Genomic DNA, 15,595 nt, shown 5'->3' with positions numbered 1-15,595 from the left:
GCCCACCGCGCAGTCTCATCCCTGCTTCATCAGCACGGTGACGTGCAGGCGACGCCGAATCCGCATGCCCTGCCGCTGGTACAGCGCAATGGCAGACGTATTGTTCGAGAACACGTGCAGGAACGGAATTTCCCCGCGCGCCTCGATCTGGCGCGCGATGGCGGCGAGCAACGCCTGCGCGTAACCGCGACCGCGATGATCGGGATGCACGCAGACCGCCGTCATCTCGGTGAAATTGCCGGGCTTCATCCGCTCGCCGGCCATGGCGACCAGCTCGCCGTGCGCGCGGATGCCGAGGAAGGTGCCGAGCTCGTGTGTCCGCGCCGCGAACGGCCCGGGCTTGGTCAGCTCGATCAGCGCCATCATGGCGGGAACGTCGGCCGCGCCCAGGCGGACGATCTCGGCATCACGCAGCGACGTGTCGGCAGGCGAGCCGATCATCTGCTCGCCGGTCTCGGCGAGCAGCACCTTGAAGCCGGCGGGAATTTCGACCGGCTCGGGCGTGAACAGCACCGCGACTTGCGAGCCCGACATGAGTTCGCCGAGCGCCGCAAAGCTTGCGGCGGACATATCTGGCATATCGGCAAACGGCGTCATGTCCACGGGATAGCGCAGAGCCTGCGGGCCGCCCTCCGCCAGATGCTTGTGGCTCGTCGTCAACGCGCTCCAGATCGGGCGATCCAGCAGCGCCTCATTGCTCGCCGACATCGGCCTAGTCCCTGTCGAAGCTAACGATGACGGCGGCATTGGCAATGAGGATGGGATCGTTGGCCACTTCCGTGGCCGAGGGAATCTCCAGCCCGCCCTTGACCGCGGTCACGGTCACCGTGCCGTAAGGCAACTCCTTGGCGACAGCCTCCTTGTCGACGGCTTCTGGATTCGGAACCCCGATCGTGACGTCCACGAACATGTCGTTCGCGGTCTTGCCGATCATCCGGAAGAAGCCGAGGCTGGAATGCCTGATGGCATCCGACACCGCCCGCTTCGCCGCCTTGGTGGCGTCCCGGCCGTGGACGTCGACGCCCATGCCCATCTCGGTGACACAACGAATGCGGGTCATTTCATGGTCCTGTGGTTGGTGAATGATTGAGTGTCGGGGATCGGTATCCGCAGTACAAGTGCGGATCTCAGTTGGCTGGAGATACCGCCGATAGCGCCCGTCATTGCGAGCGCAGCGAAGCAATCCAGAATCTTTCCGCGGAGACAGTCTGGATTGCTTCGCTGCGCTCGCAATGACGATGTGGAAACAGTTTTGTCCTCATCAATCACCCCTTCGCCTTCTCATGCGCCCGCAGCTCGTCGACGAGCACCCGCACGTTCTCCGAATAGTCGACCGGGATCGAGACCAGATGCACGCCGCCTTCCCTAAAGGCGGCGTCGAGCGTCGGGCCAAAGCTGTCGATGCTCTCGATGCGATGTCCCTTCGCCCCGTAGGCCTTGGCGTAAAGCGCAAAGTCCGGATTGCCAAAAGTCATGCCGTAATCGGCGAAATGATCCACCGCCTGCTTCCAGCGGATCATGCCGTAGGCGTTGTCCTCCAGCACCAGCACGACCAAGTTGAGCTTGAGGCGGACCGCCGTCTCCATCTCCTGGCTGTTCATCATGAAGCCGCCGTCGCCGGCAACCGCAAGCACGCGGCGGTCGGGATAGAGCATCGCAGCCATCATCGCCGACGGCAGGCCGGCACCCATGGTCGCCAGTGCATTGTCGAGGAGCAGCGTGTTGGCGACGCGGGTGCGGTAATTGCGCGCGAACCAGATCTTGTACATGCCGTTGTCGAGCGCGACGATGCCGTTCTCGGGAATCACCTGGCGGATGTCGTGCACGATGCGCTGCGGCGTCGGCGGCCAGCGCGCCTCGGTGGCGCGGTCGGCGATGTGCTTCAGGATCTCTTCGCGCAGCGGGAGCAGCGCCGCGGCCTGCGGCAGCTTGCCTTCGAGCCGGTCCGCCAGCAGTTCCAGGCTCGGGCCGACGTCGCCGACGACCTCGGCATCGGGGAAATAGACCTGCTCGACGCTCGCCGGCGTGTAGCTGACGTGAATCACCTTTGGCCCTGAAGGCCCCATGATGAAAGGCGGCTTCTCGACCGGGTCGTGACCGATCGCGACAATCAGGTCGGCGGCATCGATCGCGTCGTGAACGTAATCGCGCTCCGACAGCGCCGCAGTGCCCATGTAGAGATTGGTGCCGCCGGGCACGGTCCCCTTCCCCATCTGCGTGGTGAAGAACGGAATGCCGGTCCGCCGCACGAAGCTTGCGATGCCATGCGTCGACCGCGGCCGGCTGGTCGCAGCGCCCATCATCACCAGCGGGCGCCTTGCGGCCATGATCATCTCGGCGGCGCGGTCGAGCGCGGCGCGATGGGCGACCGGGATTTCAATCGGGTGAACGGGGATCACCGGGACATCGGGCACCTCGTCGCCGGCGATGTCCTCGGGCAGCTCGAGATGCACCGGACCCGGACGCTCCTCCATCGCCGCGCGGAACGCATCGCGCACCACGGTCGGGATGCTCGAGGCGCTGACGATCTGCCGCGACAGTTTCGTGAGCGGCTTCATGGTCGCGACCACGTCCACGATCTGGAAGCGCGCCTGCCGGCTGCTCATGATCGGCTTCTGGCCGGTGATCAGGATCATCGGCATGGCACCGAGATGCGCATAGGCCGCGCCCGTGGACAGGTTGAGTGCACCGGGGCCGAGCGTCGACAGACAAACGCCGGGCTTGCCGGTCAGCCGCCCATGCGTGGCGGCCATGAAGGCGGCGGCCTGCTCGTGGCGGGTCAGGACCAGCTCGATCCTGGAGGCGCGCAGCGATTCGACCAGATCGAGATTCTCTTCGCCGGGAATGCCGAAGATGCGGTCGACGCCTTCATTCTCCAGTGCCGCGACGAACAGGTCCGATCCCTTCGCTTTGCGTTGCTGGCCGCTCATGTCGCCTCCGCTCGTTGTGCTTGGCTCTCGAGTTCCAGTAGAGCCGGCGCATGGTAGCGGTCCGCTGCTCCGGCACAACTCACAAAGAGCGGCAGCACATCAACTTCGCTGTTGCCATGCGAGCAACAGCACCCTGCCGGACGCCGAGCTCACGACCTAACTCATGCAGGCGCATGCGCTGATCGCGGCAAAGCTCTCGCGGAAGGTCCGCCATGAGCTTGAGCTCGACTTGGCGGAAGCCGAGCGACACGACCATCGCCGCGTGCAGCACCTGGATCGCTCGCGGCGACATTGAGCTTTCATCCTGTACCGATATACTGCCGCTCCTGGATTCGATTTGGGACAGCGGCGTGGCGATTGATCTGAAAGCGGTCGAGCAACTCGCTACCGATCAATCCTCGCTCAAGGCGGCGGCTGGCCTCGCCAAGCCCGCCAAATGGTCCGGCGTCGGCGCAAGCCAGGATGGCGCGCTGATCTGGGGCGAATGCGCGGGCTCCGGCGCCAATCCGTACCGCGTGATGGCCGACTTGCGCGATCTCGGCAACAAGTGCACCTGCCCTTCGCGCAAATTCCCCTGCAAGCACGTGCTCGGCCTGTTGTGGCTGAATGCAGAAGCGATCGTGCCGTTCGTGCCCGCGGAAACACCGGCCTGGGTCAGCGATTGGCTGGGCCGCCGGCGCGGCACGTCCGCGGCAAAGCCCGGGAGCAATGCGCCGCCCGCCGGCGACAAGGATTTGCGCGCCGCGCGCGCGGCCGAGCCCGAAGTGGCCGAGGATCCAAAGGATATAGCGCGGCGCGAGGCCCAAGCCGCCAGACGCAGCGAGGAGACCGAGCGGGCCATTCTCGACGCGCTGGATGCGCTCGAGCAATGGATCGGCGATCAATTGCGGCTGGGATTGTCGGGCTTCATCGACGATGCCACCGCGCGATGCCGGCGGATCGCGGCACGGCTGGTCGACGGCAAGGCCGCGGTGCTCGCCGGCCGGATCGACGAACTGCCGTCCCGCCTGCTCGCACTTGCCGCAGGCGACCGGCCACGTGCCGCCGTGGTCGAGCTCGGCAAGCTGGTCCTGCTCGCGCGCGCCTTCCGTGCCGCGCCGCGCGATGCCGAGATCAGGCGCGCCGTCGCCGCATCGGAAACGCGCGAGACCGTGCTGAGCGATCCGCAAGCGCTGCGGGTCGATGCGCGCTGGGAGGTCCTGGCCGAGCATGTGCAGACGCGCCGCGACGGATTGGTGTCGCAAACGACCTGGCTGCTCAATCTGGCTCCGAACGGTCCGCGCTTTGCGATGCTGCTCGACTTCTTCCCGGCGAGTGCCGGACGACGCGGCTCGGTCTTCACACCCGGCGACCGATTCCAGGCTGAGCTCGTCTTCTATCCGTCGCAGCAGCCGCTGCGCGCCCTGCTCGTGCGGCGCGATGCGAGCGAAGAGACACCTGCCTTGGAATGGCCGGCTGCAGACACCGCGCTCGGCGACGCCTTGACACGCCCCCTGCTCGCAGAGCCGTGGGTGATCGAAATGCCGCTGCTGCTGCCGCAGGGGCGGATCGCGCGCGAGGAGACAGGGGGTGCCTGGTGGCGCGCCGCCGACGGCACCGCCACGCTGCCCGTCGCCGGCAACACGGAGGGCCTGCTGGTCGGAACAGCGCTGATGCGCACAGCCGCGATCTGGTCGGGCAACCGGCTCACGATCCTGGCCGCACAGACCTCCTGGGGACGGATCAGCAGTGATGAGTGATGACATCAAGGCCGAGACGATCTACGACGCGATGGGTGCGGTGCTCACGCGCTGGACCATGGGATCACCAGCCGCGCCAGCAGCCTCGTTCTGGCGTGCCGAGCTCGGCGATGATGCGGTCGAGGCCGAGTTGCGGCTGCTTGCACTTTCGGGTCAGTTTCTCGGCACCGCGTTGACGATGGAGCCCTCCTCATCGCTTCGCATTCTGCCCGACATTCCCCCGCTTGCATTGCCGACTGTGCCCGAGACCTTGCGTCCGCTGGTGCGCCGGATCCTGACCACGAAGAAGCAGGGCAAGGTCAAGACCGACCTCGTCCACTTCCTCGCGGCGCGCGGCTGGACGATGCATCCTGCCGACTGGATGCCCCAAGCCGATGATGACGATGCGCCCGATCTCTATGCCGGGTGGCGCGACTGGGCGGCGATTGCAGCGTCCGATAGCGCCGCGCGGCGGCAGACGGATGACCGACTTAGCGCCGAGAATTGGGACGATTTCTGGCCAGCAGCGCGCAAGGTCGCGTTGGTCGAGCTCAGGAGGCGCGACCCGTCCGCGGCGCGCGCAGTGCTGGAGGCAAAGCTCGCCGGTGAGACGGCCGACACGCGGTGGCGCCTGTTGTCTTTGCTGACGGAACGCCTGTCCGATGAGGATCTCGCCTTTCTCGAAGACGTCGCGGCGAACGATCGTGCCCCCAAGGTCAAGGCGCTTGCGACCTCGCTGCTCGCACGCCTTGGTCGCGGCCCTGCTGCGGGCGAGGACACGGCGGAGCTCGCCGGATTTTTCGCGGTGAAGACCAAGGGCCTGTTGCGCCGCTCGCGCGTGGTCCAGGCCGAGCCACTCAAGACGGCGGCACAATCGCTGCGCCGAAAGGCGCTGTTCGATGACGCCGACCTCAAATCGTTCGCCGGCGCGCTGGGGCTTGCACCGCAGGAGCTGATCGCGGCCTGGGACTGGAACACAGACCAGACCGCCGATGCGGCGCTGGTCGATCTGATCGTGGCCACGGGAGCCGATGCGCAAGTCTCGCAAGCGGCCGACGCGGTCAGCGAACACGATGCGACTGGCCTCATCATATCGCTGGCTGCCCGGCTTGCGCCCGCCGAGCGCGCAAGGCACGCCGAGGCGGCCTTGAACGCGCGCGGCATCCGTTTCGAGCTGGCGCAACTGATCGCGGGAACGGCTGCGCGGCTCCGAGATCCACTGTCCGCACCTGCGGGCAAGACGCTGCTTGCGGCGCTCCAGCGGGACGATGCGAGGCCCTCCGACGACGCTGAGGAATTTCATGCGCTCGGCCTGATTGCCTCACGCGAGGGCGCGCGAGGCGCGCTGAATGGTCTAGCCGGTGCAGGCCTGCTGCAAGGCGACCCGCGCCTCGACATGCTGCGGCTCAACGCCGCGTTGGACGACAAGGGAGCAAAACCATGAGCGAGAAACTGCGCCTGCCCGCCGAGGAGAGCTATGCGGCGGAGCTGAAGGCGCTTGCGACGGGCGATCAGCATCGCCCACCGGGCTGGGCACTCGCACCGCGGCAGGTCGTAACCTATCTGATGGGCGGCAAGGCGGTTGATGGCACGGTGATCACGCCCAAGTATGTCGGAGACCGGCGTCTGATCGAGACCGCCGTTGCGACGCTCGCGACCGATCGCGCGCTGTTGCTGCTGGGCGTACCGGGCACGGCGAAGTCATGGGTCTCCGAGCACCTCGCCGCGGGCATCACCGGCGACTCCACCCTGGTGATCCAGTGCACGGCTGGCACTGACGAGAACCAGATCCGCTACGGCTGGAATTATGCTCAATTGCTCGCACACGGTCCGCGCCGCGAAGCCCTGGTGCCTACTCCGCTGATGCGCGCGATGGAGAGCGGCAAGCTTTGCCGTTTCGAAGAGCTGACGCGAATGGGCAGCGACGTGCAGGACACGCTGATCACGGTGCTGTCGGAAAAGATGATGCCAATCCCCGAGCTCAACACCGCCGTGTACGCCCAGCGCGGCTTCAACATCATCGCGACCGCGAACAACCGCGACAAGGGCGTCAATGAACTGTCCTCGGCGCTCAAGCGCCGCTTCAACGTCGTCGTGCTGCCCTTGCCAGACAGCGCCGAGGAGGAAGTGGCGATCATCGTCAAGCGCGTCGGCGAAATGGCGCAGACTCTCGACCTGCCGGCGCCGAAGAACGTCGCCGACGAGGTGGCGCGGGTGGTCTCGATCTTCCGCGAGCTGCGCTCGGGCTCGACCGAGGACGGCAAGGTCGCGCTGAAGTCGCCCTCGGGCGGCTTGTCGACGGCCGAGGCGATCGCGGTGATGATCGGCGGGATCAGCCAGGCGACCTTCTTCAATGACGGCAAGCTGACGCCCGAAACGCTCGCCAGCAACGTGATCGGCGCTGTGGTCAAGGACCCGGTGCAGGACACGGCTGTGCTCGGCGAATATCTCGAGACCGTGCTGAAGAAGCGACGCGGCTTCGAAGGCTATTACGCGTCGCTGACCGACTTGATCTGACGGAGCGGCGCGAGCGATGGCGGGCCAGGTCTCTCTCTTCGGCATCCGGCATCACGGCCCCGGCTCTGCGCGGCGGCTGGTGGAAGCGCTCGACGCGCTGAAACCGGTGGCGGTGCTGATCGAAGGCCCGGCGGATGCATCCGAGCTGCTGCCGATGCTCGCCGATCCCGACATGGTAACGCCGGTGGCCCTCCTCACCTATGCCGAGGACAATCCGGCGAATGCCAGCTTCTTTCCCTTTGCCGATTATTCGCCGGAATACCAGGCCGCACGCTGGGCGGTGCGTCACGGCGCGACCCTGCGCTTCATCGACCTGCCGGCATCGGACCGGCTGGGTGCCAGCGATGGCGATATCGCGGAGGAGATCGCAGCAAGGGCCGAGGCCGACCCGGTCAGCCACGATCCGATCGGCGCGCTCGCAACTGCCGCAGGCTATGACGATGGCGAATCCTGGTGGTCCGACGTCATCGAGGAGAATCCCGCAACGGGCCCGATCTTCACGGCCGTTGCCGATGCGATGACCGCGCTGCGTGCGGACGAAAAATCACTGTCGGCGCGCGAGGCCGCGCGCGAAGCCCATATGCGGATCGAGATCGCGAAGGCGGCCAAAGAATGCGACGGCGCCGTTGCGGTCGTCTGCGGCGCCTGGCACGTGCCGGCGCTCGCCGAGCGCCGCAGCCTTGCTGCGGATCGCGAATTGCTCAAGGGCCGGCCCAGGACCAAGATCAAGGCGACCTGGGCGCCATGGACCGCGCCGCGGCTGGCGCGCGCCAGCGGCTATGGCGCGGGCGTCGTGGCGCCGGGATGGTGCGCACATGTCTGGGACACGCGCGACCGCGATCGCGCTGCCGAGTGGCTTGCCAAGGTGACGCGCGCGCTGCGCGATCGCGGCCATTTCGTATCCACCGCCTCGGTGATCGAGGCGCAGCGGCTGGGGACGGCACTCGCGGCGCTGCGCGACCGGCCCGCGCCGGGCTTTGCAGAGCTGCGCGAGGCGGCGATCGCCTGCCTCTGCAACGGCGAGCGCGCCATGTGGGACGACATTTCGGCCGAACTCCTGATCGGCGCGGGCGTCGGTGCAATCCCAGCATCGACACCGCTCGCGCCGCTGCTCGAAGATCTCCAGCGTCAGCAGAAAGCGACGCGCCTCAAGCCGGAGGCGCTGGAGCGGGCGCTCACAATCGATCTGCGCAGCGAAAGCGGCTTGATGCGTTCCACGCTACTGCACCGGCTGAACGCGCTCGACGTGCCCTGGGGACGGTTGACGGATGCGGGGCGCAGCCGCGGGACGTTCCGCGAGAACTGGCAATTGCGCTGGGAGCCGGAATTCGCGGTCAGGCTGGTGGAAAATCTGCTCTACGGTTCGACCATCGCGGAAGCCGCGGGCGGGCGCCTGATGGAAGCGATGGGCAAGGAAGCCGAGCTTGGCCCGCTGGCGAGCCTGGTGCGCAATGCCATGATCGCCGACCTGGCGCGCGCCACCGAGTTCGGCATCGCCGCGCTGGAGACGAAGGCGGCACTGACGAGCGACGGCCCGTCGCTCCTTGCCGCACTGCCGCCGATGGCCGATATCCTGCGCTATGGCGAGGCGCGCACCGGCACGGTCGAGCATCTGACGGCGCTGATGCCGCGTATCGTGGTGCAGGCGGCACTTGCCTTGCCCTATGCTGCGCGCAATCTCGATGCGCCGGCGGCAGCCAAGCTGCGCGGTGCGCTCCTTGCGGCCGACGCCGCGATCCAGCTCGCCCAGATCGAGGCCTACATCGTGGCCGGCTGGCGCGATGCGCTGCGGGCACTGATGAATGACGATCACGCGACCCGCCTGATCGCCGGCACGGCCGCGCGGCTGCTCTACGAGGCCGAGCTGCTGACAGCCGATCATGCCGCGGACCTGCTGACCCGAATGCTCTCGCCCGGAACGCCGGTCGCGGAAGCGGCGGGATTCTTCGAAGGCTTCTTCGAGGGCGCCGGCCAACGGCTGATCCACGATGCGGCGCTACGGGGCGCGGTCGATGCCTGGTTGATGACGCTGGACGAGGAGGCCTTCACCGCCAGCCTGCCCTTGTTCCGCCGCGTCTTCTCGGCCCTGGACCGAACCGAGCGCCGGCGGCTGATGGATGCGCTCTTCGGGCGAAGCACCGGTGCCGCCAAAGGCTATCGGCTGATCGACGGCGCAAACGAGATCTGGCCGGCGCATCAGGTCCGCGTACTCGAACTTGTCAAGGCGGGAGCGGCGCGATGAGCGAGGCCGATGAACGCAGCCGCCGCTGGACGCTCGCCCTCGGCGTCGACCCCGAAGGCGCCGAGAACGGCCCTGCTCTGTCCGCCAGCGATCGCCGCATGTCCGAGGCGTTGACGGCGCTTTACGGCGACGGCGACGAAGCCCCGAAGAAAGGCCGCGGCGGGCTCGGCGGCTCGGCACCGCGCGTCGCAAAATGGCTCGGGGATATCAGGGAGTTCTTCCCCGCACCGGTGGTCCAGGTGATCCAAAAGGATGCCTTCGAGCGCAAGGGCCTGCGCCAGATGCTGGTCGAGCCCGAATTCCTCGCGACCGTCGAGGCCGATGTCACCCTCATCGCCGATCTGGTCGCGCTGCGCGGCGTGATGCCTGAGAAGACCAAGGACACCGCCCGCACTGTGATCGCCAAGGTGGTGGCCGAGCTGATGGAGCGGCTGGAGCGGCGCACCGCTGATGCGATCCGCGGCGCCCTGAACCGCTCGCTGCGCACCAACCGCCCGCGTTTTGCCGACATCGACTGGCCGCGCACCATCAAGGCCAATCTGCGCCACTATCAGGCGGAGCATCGCACGATCGTGCCCGAACGGCTGATCGGTTTCCTGCGCCAGCAGCGCCGCATCGTCGATCTCGACGAGGTGATCCTGTGTGTCGACCAATCGGGGTCGATGGCAACCTCCGTCGTCTATGCCTCGATCTTCGCGGCGGTGATGGCTTCCCTTCCGGTGGTCGCAACCAAGCTCGTCTGTTTCGACACCTCGATCGTCGACCTGACGGAGGAGCTCGCCGATCCCGTCGAGGTGCTGTTCGGCGTCCAGCTAGGCGGTGGCACCGACATCAACCGCGCCGTCGCCTATTGCGAGGAGCGCATCGAACGGCCGTCGAAAGCGCATCTGGTCCTGATCACCGACCTCTATGAGGGCGGCAATGCAAATGAGCTGGTCGACCGGCTGGCGCGGCTCGCAACGCGCGGAGTCAATGTGATCGTGCTGCTGGCACTGACCGACACAGGGCATCCCTCCTATGATCCTGCGTTGTCGGCAAAGGTCGCAAGTCTCGGCATCCCCGTCTTCGCCTGCACGCCGGATCAGTTTCCGGATCTGATGGCGACCGCGCTGAAGCGCGAGGACGTCGCCGCGTGGGCAGCCGATCAGGACATCAAGTTGATCCGCCCCCAAAGCTGAGCGTGATGCGGAAAGCGCGTCGCGGCTCGCCGAAGCGAAGCAAGCCTCGTTGCTCAGAAATCGACAGTAACTTCGCCGAAACCCACAAGGCGTGCACGGGCGCTGGTCCCCGCTTCTGCGAAGACCATGCCGGTGCACGAACCGGTCGTGACGATCTGGCCCGGCAAGAGAGGCAGACCCCGGTCCGCACAACGGCGGACGAGCCAGCGCAGCAGACGCCAGACGTCTCCTGCCGGATTGCCGCCAGTGGTTCGACGGCTAATGTCTTCACCGATCGAGAGATCCGCCTCGACGGCCCTCAGATCGATGGCAGCAGGGCTGACTGTCGAGGCTGCTCCGATCAGCAACGCGCCGTGGCTCTGCAAATCCGCGAGCTGGGCCAGGGCCACGCTGTTCGTCCAATCCTCGAGGCGCGTCTCGACCACCTCGATGGCGGGATAGACGGCGTCGAACGCGCGTGCCAGCTCGCGATCGGGCAATGCGGCGTCTTCAGCGGTGAGCGCGCGCCCGACCCGGAGCGCAACCTCCACCTCGACACCCCGCAGGCGGAATTCAGGACCGAGCCGCGCGCCGGAGGCAAGCAGGCCGGATGCCGGCAGCGGCGCGCAGACGGGCTCGGCATCCGGGCCCGACGCCCCGACCTTCCAGCCGCCGAGCGGACCGAGCCGGGCAAGCGTGGCATCCTGGATGGCGTAGGCGCCCGCACGATCCGAAGGAAGGATGTCACGCCAGCCGACCGATCCGCCTTTGCTTCGGGCTGCGATCAACCGGTCCGCCGCTTCACTCGCGTTGCTCACGATGTCCTCCCGTAATGGGGCCCGGCCTCGGCGACGGGCGTGCCGCGGCGGGGACTCCCGATCTGTCCTGTCTCGATGTGCTAGTCATCGGCCTTGGTCGCACGCAGCAGATTGTCGCGCAATCTGCTCACCGTCTTCTGCACCACCGGAAAATCGTCGCCAAGACCTGTCGCCTCAATCAGCGCCCCGCCGAGATCCTGCTCGATCAGCTTGCGCCCCGCGGGCGTCAGGCTCAGGCGCACCTGCCGCTCGTCGGCAGGATCGCGGTGGCGCTTGATCAGCCCCATCTGCTCGAGCTTCTTCAGGATCGGAGTCAGTGTGTTGGATTCCAGGAACAGCTTCTCGCCCAGTGTGCTGACGGTCTGCTCATCCTCGTCCGACAGCGCCACCAGGGCGATGTACTGGGTATAGGTCAGGCCGACCTTGTCCAGCAGGGGCTTATAGGCCCGGCCGAAAGCGAGATTGGCCGAATAGATCGCAAAGCAGAGGAAATTCGACAATTTCCGGTCTTTGCCGGCTGATTTGGGGGAACGGGCCACGGGAACCTCCGCAATTCGTGATCTGCCGACCAATATAAATCGTATCCGATTAAATCGGAAGAGCTTGACCGGTGGGTGCGGCGAGTATATTCCATGCGCATCCGATTAGATCGGATACGATCAATAATTCAACCGAAGGATACGACCATGACCTCCGCTGCAAAGGTTCTCTTCACCGGCAAGACCCACGTCACCTCGGGCGCCGACGGCACCGCGCACTCCAGTGACGGATTCCTGAACGTCAAGCTGGCCCAGCCGCACCCGGCGGCCGAAAACCTGTTCGCCGCCGCCTGGTCGGCCTGCTATCTCGGCGCGCTCGAGCTCGCCGCTGCCCAGCGCAAGGTCAAGCTGCCGAGCGAGCCGTCGGTCGACACCGCGATCGACCTGAACAACGCCGGCGGCGCCTTCTTCCTGCGTGCCCGTCTCGACGTCAGCGTTCCCGGCGTCGATCGCGCGGTGGCGCAGGAACTGATCGAGGCCGCACACGGCATCTGCCCCTACTCCAAGGCGGTGCACGGCAACATCGAGGTGACCACCACCCTCGTCTGAAGCGCCACGTCGCGGACCGGCCGGCATCGGCCGGGCCCGCGCGGCGCGGACAATCTAGCGACCACAAGGAGCCGACCATGAGCCATCGTCATCTGCGAACCCTCCGCGTGCTCACGAGCGCGGTCCTGCTCGCGGCAAACCTGTTCACATTGCCGGCCGCGGCGGCGCAGGCCGGCGTCACGCGCACCGACCTCCAGCGCCACGATCTCAGCACGCCCGGGCGCGAGGCTGTGCAGGTGCGCGTCGACCTTGCCCCGGGCGTGGCGTTCCGCCGGCACACCCATCCGGGCGAAGAGATCATCTACGTGCTGGCGGGTGCGATCGAATACGACGTCGAGGGCAAGCCGCCGGTGACGCTGAGAGCCGGCGACGTGCTGTTCATCCCTGCCGGCACGGTGCATGCGGCGAAGAACGTCGGCGGTGAGACCGCCAGCGAACTTGCCACCTATATCGTCGCCAAGGACAGGCCGCTGCTGACGCCGGCGAAGTGACGCCGGCGCTCCCCCGATTGACCTGCGCGTGATATCTGACTAAAGTCAGACATCATGCTCGACGCCGTCTCCCGCGTTCGCCGCTTCAACCGCGCCGTCACCTCGGCCGTCGGAGCACTCGATACGTCGTTTCTCGGGCGCGGTCGGCCGCTCGGCGCGGCGCGGGTACTCAATGCGATCGGGCACGGGCGTTCGGACGTCGCCGAGATCCGGGACTATCTCGGGCTCGATTCCGGGCTGATGAGCCGGCTGCTCCGCAGCCTCGAGGACGAGGGACTGGTCGAGACCACCGCGCATGCGGACGACGCCCGCCGCCGCGTGGCGCGGCTGACGCGCATGGGCCGGCGCGAGTTCGCAGCCTACGAGGCGCTCTCGAACGCGCAGGCCGAAGGCTTCCTCGCTCAGAATTCGCAAGCCGAGGCCTTGCTCGCGGCGATGGACCTGATCGCATCCGCATTGACGCGAGAGCGCGTTTCGCTGGATGAGATCGACCCTCAGTCCGAACCGGCACGCTATTGCCTCGGCAAGTACTATGCCGAGCTCGGCCGCCGCTTCAAACAAGGCTTTGACGTCTCGCTGTCGCGCGACCCCGACGCCAAGGACATGCGGCGGCCGCGCGGCACCTTCATCGTCGCGATGTCGGACACGCTGCCGATCGGGTGCGTGGGCTTGAAGGGAACCGATCACGGCTACGCCGAGATCAAGCGGCTCTGGGTCGCCCCGGCCGCGCGCGGGCTGCGGCTCGGCCGGCGCCTGATGGACGCGACCGAGGCCGCAGCACGCGAGCTCGGCATCACGCTGCTGCGGCTCGACACCAACAGCGCGCTGCCCGAGGCCGCCCAGCTCTACCGCACCAGCGGCTGGCGCGAGATTCCCCGCTTCAATGACGATCCCTACCCGGACCTGTTCTTCGAGAAGCGGCTCTGATGCCGGACCGGTTCGCGATCCTCGCGCGTTAGGTCGAAGTGGGAGCTTCGATATGACGAGAGACGACCTCGCCGACATCTACCGCGCCTACATCACCTGCCTGAATCGGCGGGATTGGCCGGCACTCGGACAATTCGTGCATGATGAGGTCGCTCACAACGCGCGGCCGCTTGGGCTTGAGGGCTATCGCGCGATGCTGGAGCAGGATGTTCGGCAGATACCCGACCTGCAGTTCCACATCGAGATGCTGATCTCAGATCCTCCCCGCATCGCCGCCCGATTGAAGTTTGACTGCACGCCGGCTGGACCGTTCCTTGGTCTTGCCGTCAACGGGCGGCGCGTGTCCTTCTGCGAAAACGTGTTCTACGAATTTCGCGACGGAAAGATCCGTCGGGTCTGGTCGGTCATCGACAAGGCCGCGATCGAGGCGCAGCTCTGACGCCGCGCCTCGATCGCGAATTCATGCCGCCGCCGGCGCCACCTCGCCTTGCGGCTTTGCGAACGGGCGGAACGTCATCGCCATCAGGAAGGCCCCTAGGCCCATCGCCCAGGAGGCGATGTAGAGCCAGGCATAGCTGGAGAAGGCATCGTAGATCAGGCCGCCGGCGAGCGGGCCGGTCGCCATGCCGAGGCTGCCGGCCATCGCCGTGCCGCCGATCACCGTGCCCATCATCTTGAGCGGGAAGTTCTCGCGGATGAGCACGGCGTAGAGCGGCATGGTGCCGGCATAGATGAAGCCGAAGATGGCGCCGACCGCATAGAACGTCGTGAGCTGTTGCGCGAAGACATAGGCGAGCGCACCGAAGGCCTGCAGCAGCAGGCCCGAGACCAGCACGCGCTTGGCGCCGAAGCGGTCGCCCATCAGGCCGAAGGCGATGCGCCCGCCGAGGCCGGCAAACCCCTCGATGCTGTAGATCGTCACCGCCGCGACCAGCGGGATGCCGCAGCTCACGGCATAGCTGACGGTGTGGATGATCGGGCCGGAATGCGTCGCGCAGCAGAAGAAGTTGGTGGCGAGCAGGATCAGGAATTGCGGCGAACGCAGCGCCTCACCCATCGACATCTCGTTTTGTCCGGCGGCGGCTTCGCCCACGGGCGCGGCCGGGCCTTGCGCGAGCGCCGGCGGACGGCGCACCAGGAACGAGACCGGGATCATGATGGCGCCGACCACGAGCGCAATGATCTGCATCGAGGTGCGCCAGTCGTGGCCGGAGACGAGCCAGGCCGCCAGCGGCGACATCGTCATCGGCGCCATGCCCATGCCGGCCGAGACCAGCGACACCGCAAGGCCGCGATTGGTATTGAACCAGCCGGTGACGGTCGCCATCATCGGCGCGAAGATCGCCGCGCAGGCGGCGCCGACCAACAGGCCGAACACGATCTGGAACACGATCAGCGAGGTGGCGAGGCTCGCCGCGAACAGGCTGAGCGCCAGCACGGTCGATCCGGTCAGCACCACCGGCAGCGGCCCGAACCGGTCCGTCAGCGTGCCCCAGGCCATGCTGGTGAAGGCCATCGCCAGAAAGCCGATCGTCATCGCGCTGGAGATGCCGGTCACCGACCAGCCGGTGTCCTTGGTGATCGGCTGCAGGAACACCGGCAGCGAAAACATGCCGCCGATCGCGACGCAGCCAAGCACGCCGCCGGCGGCGACGATCACCCAGCGATAGTTGGAAGCAGTCATTTCAGTCTCCCGTCAGCTCTGTC

The 15,595-nt window shown here is 66.8% G+C and carries 16 protein-coding genes; 9 read left to right on the top strand and 7 right to left on the bottom strand.

The genetic code is table 11. From position 1 onward, the window contains the following. Positions 1–15 precede the first annotated feature (15 nt). From AB7M16_RS36245 to AB7M16_RS36230, 4 genes are all read right to left on the bottom strand, one after another. The gene (locus tag AB7M16_RS36245) at positions 16–708 is read right to left on the bottom strand and encodes a GNAT family N-acetyltransferase (RefSeq protein ID WP_453946926.1); all 693 of its coding nucleotides are present in this window, start codon (positions 706–708) and stop codon (positions 16–18) included. Between the two features lie 4 nt (positions 709–712). After that, positions 713–1,060 (bottom strand): Lin0512 family protein, encoded by a 348-nt coding sequence (locus tag AB7M16_RS36240; RefSeq protein WP_172786405.1) that lies wholly within the window; start codon positions 1,058–1,060, stop codon positions 713–715. A 205-nt stretch (positions 1,061–1,265) separates the two neighbouring features. Further along, positions 1,266–2,930 carry an acetolactate synthase large subunit gene (locus AB7M16_RS36235; RefSeq protein WP_453946924.1) on the bottom strand — a complete coding sequence of 555 codons (1,665 nt, stop codon included), beginning with the start codon at positions 2,928–2,930 and terminating at the stop codon, positions 1,266–1,268. 79 nt (positions 2,931–3,009) lie between these two features. After that, on the bottom strand, positions 3,010–3,222 hold the full coding sequence (locus AB7M16_RS36230; protein WP_453946923.1) for a hypothetical protein: 213 nt from the start codon (positions 3,220–3,222) through the stop codon (positions 3,010–3,012). Positions 3,223–3,280: 58 nt separating this feature from the next. Here AB7M16_RS36230 and AB7M16_RS36225 point away from each other — a divergent pair, with 58 nt between their 5' ends. The 5 genes from AB7M16_RS36225 to AB7M16_RS36205 are packed head-to-tail and all read left to right on the top strand — an operon-like array spanning position 3,281 to position 10,585. Next, positions 3,281–4,669, top strand: a complete 1,389-nt coding sequence (locus tag AB7M16_RS36225; protein WP_453946921.1) for an SWIM zinc finger family protein — start codon at positions 3,281–3,283, stop codon at positions 4,667–4,669. Continuing rightward, complete coding sequence (locus AB7M16_RS36220) at positions 4,662–6,092, top strand: DUF5691 domain-containing protein (protein ID WP_453946919.1); 1,431 nt, start codon at positions 4,662–4,664, stop codon at positions 6,090–6,092. The genes AB7M16_RS36225 and AB7M16_RS36220 overlap by 8 nt, the downstream gene beginning before the upstream one ends. Continuing rightward, positions 6,089–7,165, top strand: a complete 1,077-nt coding sequence (locus tag AB7M16_RS36215; RefSeq protein WP_453946917.1) for an ATP-binding protein — start codon at positions 6,089–6,091, stop codon at positions 7,163–7,165. The genes AB7M16_RS36220 and AB7M16_RS36215 overlap by 4 nt, the downstream gene beginning before the upstream one ends. Before the next feature lie 16 nt (positions 7,166–7,181). Then, complete coding sequence (locus AB7M16_RS36210) at positions 7,182–9,407, top strand: DUF5682 family protein (protein ID WP_453946914.1); 2,226 nt, start codon at positions 7,182–7,184, stop codon at positions 9,405–9,407. Next, positions 9,404–10,585, top strand: coding sequence for a VWA domain-containing protein (locus tag AB7M16_RS36205; protein WP_453946912.1), 1,182 nt, complete (start codon positions 9,404–9,406; stop codon positions 10,583–10,585). The genes AB7M16_RS36210 and AB7M16_RS36205 overlap by 4 nt, the downstream gene beginning before the upstream one ends. Positions 10,586–10,638: 53 nt before the next feature. Here the strand turns inward: AB7M16_RS36205 and AB7M16_RS36200 are convergent, their stop codons facing one another. Both AB7M16_RS36200 and AB7M16_RS36195 read right to left on the bottom strand, forming a co-directional pair. Then, positions 10,639–11,382 carry a 2-keto-4-pentenoate hydratase gene (locus AB7M16_RS36200; protein WP_453946910.1) on the bottom strand — a complete coding sequence of 248 codons (744 nt, stop codon included), beginning with the start codon at positions 11,380–11,382 and terminating at the stop codon, positions 10,639–10,641. Positions 11,383–11,462: 80 nt separating this feature from the next. Further along, positions 11,463–11,921 (bottom strand): MarR family winged helix-turn-helix transcriptional regulator, encoded by a 459-nt coding sequence (locus AB7M16_RS36195; RefSeq protein WP_212257500.1) that lies wholly within the window; start codon positions 11,919–11,921, stop codon positions 11,463–11,465. Between the two features lie 147 nt (positions 11,922–12,068). On the opposite strand from AB7M16_RS36195, the gene AB7M16_RS36190 reads away from it, so the two are divergent. The 4 genes from AB7M16_RS36190 to AB7M16_RS36175 all read left to right on the top strand — a co-directional run bounded on the left by AB7M16_RS36190 (position 12,069) and on the right by AB7M16_RS36175 (position 14,327). Continuing rightward, a complete protein-coding gene (locus AB7M16_RS36190) occupies positions 12,069–12,470 on the top strand; it encodes an Ohr family peroxiredoxin (RefSeq protein WP_453946909.1) in 402 nt (133 codons plus the stop codon). A gap of 77 nt (positions 12,471–12,547) precedes the next feature. Beyond that, positions 12,548–12,961: a cupin domain-containing protein gene (locus AB7M16_RS36185; RefSeq protein ID WP_453946907.1), complete on the top strand. Its 414-nt coding sequence runs from the start codon at positions 12,548–12,550 to the stop codon at positions 12,959–12,961. 54 nt (positions 12,962–13,015) lie between these two features. Further along, positions 13,016–13,888, top strand: coding sequence for a bifunctional helix-turn-helix transcriptional regulator/GNAT family N-acetyltransferase (locus tag AB7M16_RS36180; RefSeq protein WP_453946905.1), 873 nt, complete (start codon positions 13,016–13,018; stop codon positions 13,886–13,888). 52 nt (positions 13,889–13,940) lie between these two features. Then, positions 13,941–14,327 (top strand): ester cyclase, encoded by a 387-nt coding sequence (locus tag AB7M16_RS36175; RefSeq protein ID WP_172786394.1) that lies wholly within the window; start codon positions 13,941–13,943, stop codon positions 14,325–14,327. Positions 14,328–14,348: 21 nt separating this feature from the next. Here the strand turns inward: AB7M16_RS36175 and AB7M16_RS36170 are convergent, their stop codons facing one another. Continuing rightward, the gene (locus AB7M16_RS36170) at positions 14,349–15,572 is read right to left on the bottom strand and encodes an MFS transporter (protein ID WP_453946903.1); all 1,224 of its coding nucleotides are present in this window, start codon (positions 15,570–15,572) and stop codon (positions 14,349–14,351) included. Positions 15,573–15,595 lie beyond the last annotated feature (23 nt).

It is taken from the genome of Bradyrhizobium sp. USDA 372 (assembly GCF_053629095.1).
Note: the sequence above shows the minus strand (reverse complement) of the source record. Positions and strands in the feature narration are given on the sequence as shown.